Origin of the sequence: Rhizobium sp. PRIMUS64 (assembly GCF_023006465.1) — a bacterium.
GTDB lineage: Bacteria > Pseudomonadota > Alphaproteobacteria > Rhizobiales > Rhizobiaceae > Rhizobium > Rhizobium leguminosarum.
The window spans coordinates 1-4,212 of record NZ_JALBGX010000246.1 but is presented as its reverse complement, the minus strand read 5'-3'; the positions used below and the strand labels follow the sequence as shown (position 1 = coordinate 4,212).

Sequence of the window (4,212 nt, the reverse complement as noted above, 5' to 3'; positions counted from 1 at the left end):
GGCGCAGGGCGGGCAGCCGGAGCGGCGGCGGCCGCCTTCTTGTCCGCGGTCAGTGTGACGAGGGCGCCCTTGACGCCCGGCATTTCTTTGATGACGCGCTCGGCAGCGAGCCGCATCGGCTCAAGCTCCTTGGCGCGGTCGGCCGGAACGGTGATCGAGAAATAAACCTTTCCGTCGGAGATGAAGACGTCGGAGACCATGCCGAGCTCGACGATATCGTGCTCGAGATCCGGTCCACGCACGGTCTTCAGCGTTTCGAGAACCTGTTCCTTGGTGACGTCGGTCATTCCACCCTCACTGCTTTTTCTTGCAGACTACAGCGCCGCGCGTCTTTCAAGACGCGCAAAGGACGCTGTAGCACTTTGAATTGCTGCATGATTTCAGCCTTGATCGAAATCGATCAAGGCTGAAATCATGCAGTAGAGATAGTGGAGACGGAAGCCTTCGCCAAACAAAATCATCGGGAAGAAAATCGATTTGACGGCGTGCCAAAAGAGCGCCGGGGAATTGGCAATCCGTTGCGGCCATCAAGTCCGCCGGGCTTTCGCCCTGATGGCCGCAACGGTCTCCCCGAGAACCGGCGCAATCCGGGGCGAACTAGAGCAAGCCGAGCAAAAGGCCAGTGAAAAGTGAACCGGGAAGAGGAAATCGCAAACAGCTGCGAAAGAAGCGGTGCCAAAACGCAACAACCGCCGCCGACACCGAAGGGCCGGGAGAAAGCGGCATCGGCGTCGGGCAGCGGTGTGTCGGCCGCGCCATTTCCTGGCGCTGGTCTCAAAGTCCCCTCTGGACCTCTCGCAAAAGAGATGCAGAAAGCGTGCCAGATGAAAAATCAGCGCAAAAGCGCTTGGGACAGCCCGCCAACGGGAAGGACTTGCCTATGCGCTGGGCGGCTTCGAAAGCATTCGGTTGTTTTTTGCAACTTATTTGATCAAGCCAATGCGCAGCGCCTTGGCGACGGCCTGGGTGCGGTTCACCGTGTCGAGCTTCTTGGTGGCGCGGTTGAGGTAGTGATTGACCGTGTGCTCGGACAGGGTCAGGATTTCGGCGATTTCGGCACTGGTCTTGCCGGCCGCCGTCCAGTTCAGGCAATCGATCTCGCGGTCGGTCAGCGTGTCGGTGATGCGCGTATCGAGGTTGCGGATCTCGGCAAGCCTGTCGAACACATGGATGGCGATATAGCAGAGTTCGCGCATCTCGGCCGGGCTGAAGGGTTCGCGGTCGCCGGCGAAAGAGACGGCGCCGCGCAGTCCGGAGGGCTCGTGCGTCGGAAAATAGGCGCCGCGCATCATCTTGAAGCGCTCGAACAGGGAGGCGACGAGGATGGACTTGCCGTCGTCCCGCGACCAGTTCTGTCTTGACATGTCGTAGAAGAAGGGCCGCGCAGATGTTCTGAGGCGTCTGAGGACCGGGCTGTTCACCATCAGGCCTTCCTGATCGTAGAGAGCCAGAAGCTCGGCCGGCCAGCTGGTGATGACAGTGCTGCCCTGAAGATCGAAGGAAGTGATCGGCGGCAGGTTGAGAACCATGAAGGCACGGCTGCGATAGGCTTCCGTCACCCGTTTCATGAAACGGAAAATATCGAACTGGGTCTTCAGGCCCGCTATTTCCTTGATATAATCGTCTTCTTCCGTGGATGTTTGCGACAAGGGTGCCATCACATTTCTTCATCTTCGGCACAGCGGCCGGCAAACCGTTTGCGAAACCTGCCCGCTATAGGTGTTTCGATTGCATCGGGGAACGACGATCGCTGGTTGGAATCGGCTTCAGCGTTGAGCGTTCGGCCGGTGACTGGTTGTAGATTTCGCGGACCGTTCTAGTTGTGGTGATTCGTCGGCAAATCTCAATATCGCGCTCATCATAAGCATGCTCTGCGATTGCGTCCAGCAGCGGGCTGATTGCAATTTTCTCTCAGCGGCGCGGACCGAGACGGACGCGCATGCCTTCCATGATCCTCGCAGCCGCCAGTTGAACCGGAACGGCCCATTGGTGCAGAAGTTCCATGGACAACCGATAGGCCGGGCCGGTAATCGAAATACCCCCCATAAAGGTCCGATCCTCCGACCAGACGGGTGCGGCGACGCAGCGGATGCCGGCCTCATGCTCCTCGCGGTCGAAAGCATAGCCCTGATCGGCAATCTCGCGGATTTCGGCAAGCAGCGTTTCGGCCGAGACATGGGTCGAGGCGGTAAAGCTGGTGAAGCTCAGGCTGGCGACAAGATCGACGAGGCTTTCGGCCGGCAGCAGCGAAAGGGCGGCCTTGCCGACGCCGGTGCAATAACAAGGCGAGGCATTGCCGATCTGAGAATACATGCGCACCGGCTGCCGGCCTTCGACCTTGTCGAGATAGATGATCGACTGGCCTCTCAGAACGCCAAGATGCACCGTCTCGCCGGTTGCCCGCTGCAGATCGGCGAGGTGCGGCTCGGCGATCAGGCGGAATTCGTTGCGCGCCCAGCTGCGCGCGGCAAAATCGAGCAGGCGCAGGCCGGGCGCATAACGGCCGTCGCCATCGAGCTCGAGCAGCCCTTCCTCGACCAGATGGCTCAGCTGGCGATGCAGTGTGCCGCGCGGCTGGCCGGCGAGAGCCAGAACATCAGTAAAACGCAGCGGCGCATCCGCATGGGTGACGAGATCGAGCAGAACCATCAGTTTGCCGAGCGTGCCGGTCTCACGTGCCTGTGCTGCGCCGCCGCCGTTTGAATCCATTGCCTCATCCACCCTTGACAGAAAGGCCACTGTAATTCGATAATTCCATATAGTCAAATTAAGTTCCAAATAATGGAACAACAATACGGTCGGGAGGCGACGGTGACCATAATGCCAGCAGCACAATTTCCCGAGTTCAAAGACCGAGCCGTGCTGGTGACCGGCGGCGGATCGGGCATCGGTGCTGCGATCGTCGAGGGTTTCGCGCGCCAAGGCGCCAAGGTCTCGTTCATCGATATCGCCGAGGCTGCCGGCCGCGAACTCGCCGACAGGCTGTCGCGGGAGACCACGCATCCGGTCTCCTTTCACCATGCCGACCTGCGCGACATCGAGGCGATCCGGCGCACGGTCGATAGCGTCATTGCCAGCTCAGGGCCGATCCGCGTGCTGGTCAACAATGCCGCCTGGGACGACCGCCATGAATTCGACGCGGTGACCGAGGCCTATTGGGACAACAACCAGGCGGTCAACCTCAAGCATGTCTTCTTCACCTCGCAGGCAGTCGTGCCGTCGATGCGGGTGGCCGGCGGCGGGGCGATCATCAATATGTCGTCGATTGCCTTCAAGCTGAACATGGGCGGCTTTCCCGCCTATGCGGCAGCCAAGGCGGCGGTCGTCGGGCTGACGAAGAGCCTGGCGGGCAGGCTCGGGCCGGAGAACATCCGGGTCAACTGCATTCTGCCCGGCATGGTCGTCACCGAGCGGCAGATGCAGCACTGGCTCACCGAGGAGAGCATTGCGCGCTCGGTCGAGGACCAGTGCCTGAAGGTCGCGCTCAAACCCGATGCGATCGTCGGTCCCTGCCTGTTTCTTGCATCCGACTGTGCGGCTGGAATGACCGCCCAGTCCCTGATTGTCGATGGAGGCGTACTGTAATGGCAAATCCCGCTTATGTCGCGGTGGACTGGGGCACCAGCAGCTTCCGGCTGTGGCTGATGGGTGGGGACGGCACCGTCCTTGCCGAACGCCGCAGCGGCGAAGGCATGACGAGTGCGGCAAAGACCGGCTTTTCCACGGTGCTTACCGGCCATCTCACAGCCATCGAGGCGCCGGAAAACCTGCCGGTAATCATCTGCGGCATGGCCGGCGCACGGCAGGGCTGGGTCGAGGCCGGTTATATCGACGTGCCGACGCCGCTTGCCTCGATCCTGACCGGGGCGGTCTCCGTACCGGGAGAAAGCCGCGACATCCGCATCCTGCCGGGCCTTGCCCAGCGGGACATGGCGACGCCCGACGTCATGCGCGGCGAAGAAACCCAGCTTCTCGGCGCGCTCGGCCGCGCAAGCTCCGGAGCGCAGGCGGTCTGCATGCCCGGCACGCATTCGAAATGGGTGCATGTGACGGACAGCAAGGTGACCGGCTTTTCGACCTTCATGACCGGCGAGCTGTTCGACGTCATCAGCAAACACACGATCCTTTCGCATGCCGTTGCCGGTGCGGCAGAGCAGCCGGCGGATGCGGCAGCCTTCGAGGCCGCGGTCTCGGCCGCTTTCGCGCGCCCGG

Annotated in this window: 5 protein-coding genes; 2 read left to right on the top strand and 3 right to left on the bottom strand. The window is 61.4% G+C overall.

What is annotated here, in order from left to right:
- The 3 genes from MOV76_RS38500 to MOV76_RS38490 form a co-directional block, all read right to left on the bottom strand.
- The coding region (locus MOV76_RS38500; protein ID WP_247266529.1) for an iron-sulfur cluster assembly protein at positions 1 to 287 on the bottom strand (287 nt) is incomplete at its 3' end.
- A gap of 636 nt (positions 288 to 923) precedes the next feature.
- The gene (locus MOV76_RS38495; RefSeq protein WP_018449364.1) at positions 924 to 1,658 is read right to left on the bottom strand and encodes a LuxR family transcriptional regulator; all 735 of its coding nucleotides are present in this window, start codon (positions 1,656 to 1,658) and stop codon (positions 924 to 926) included.
- Between the two features lie 253 nt (positions 1,659 to 1,911).
- Positions 1,912 to 2,709, bottom strand: a complete 798-nt coding sequence (locus MOV76_RS38490; RefSeq protein WP_247266528.1) for an IclR family transcriptional regulator — start codon at positions 2,707 to 2,709, stop codon at positions 1,912 to 1,914.
- Between the two features lie 111 nt (positions 2,710 to 2,820).
- On the opposite strand from MOV76_RS38490, the gene MOV76_RS38485 reads away from it, so the two are divergent.
- A complete protein-coding gene (locus MOV76_RS38485) occupies positions 2,821 to 3,585 on the top strand; it encodes an SDR family NAD(P)-dependent oxidoreductase (RefSeq protein ID WP_047622119.1) in 765 nt (254 codons plus the stop codon).
- The coding region (locus MOV76_RS38480; protein WP_247266527.1) for a 2-dehydro-3-deoxygalactonokinase at positions 3,585 to 4,212 on the top strand (628 nt) is incomplete at its 3' end. The genes MOV76_RS38485 and MOV76_RS38480, both read left to right, overlap by 1 nt.

Coding starts and splice junctions, on each gene's coding strand:
- MOV76_RS38495 (WP_018449364.1), bottom strand. CDS start 1,658: ATGGCACCCTTGTCGCAAACATCCACGGAAGAAGACGATTATATCAAG.
- MOV76_RS38490 (WP_247266528.1), bottom strand. CDS start 2,709: ATGGATTCAAACGGCGGCGGCGCAGCACAGGCACGTGAGACCGGCACG.
- MOV76_RS38485 (WP_047622119.1), top strand. CDS start 2,821: ATGCCAGCAGCACAATTTCCCGAGTTCAAAGACCGAGCCGTGCTGGTG.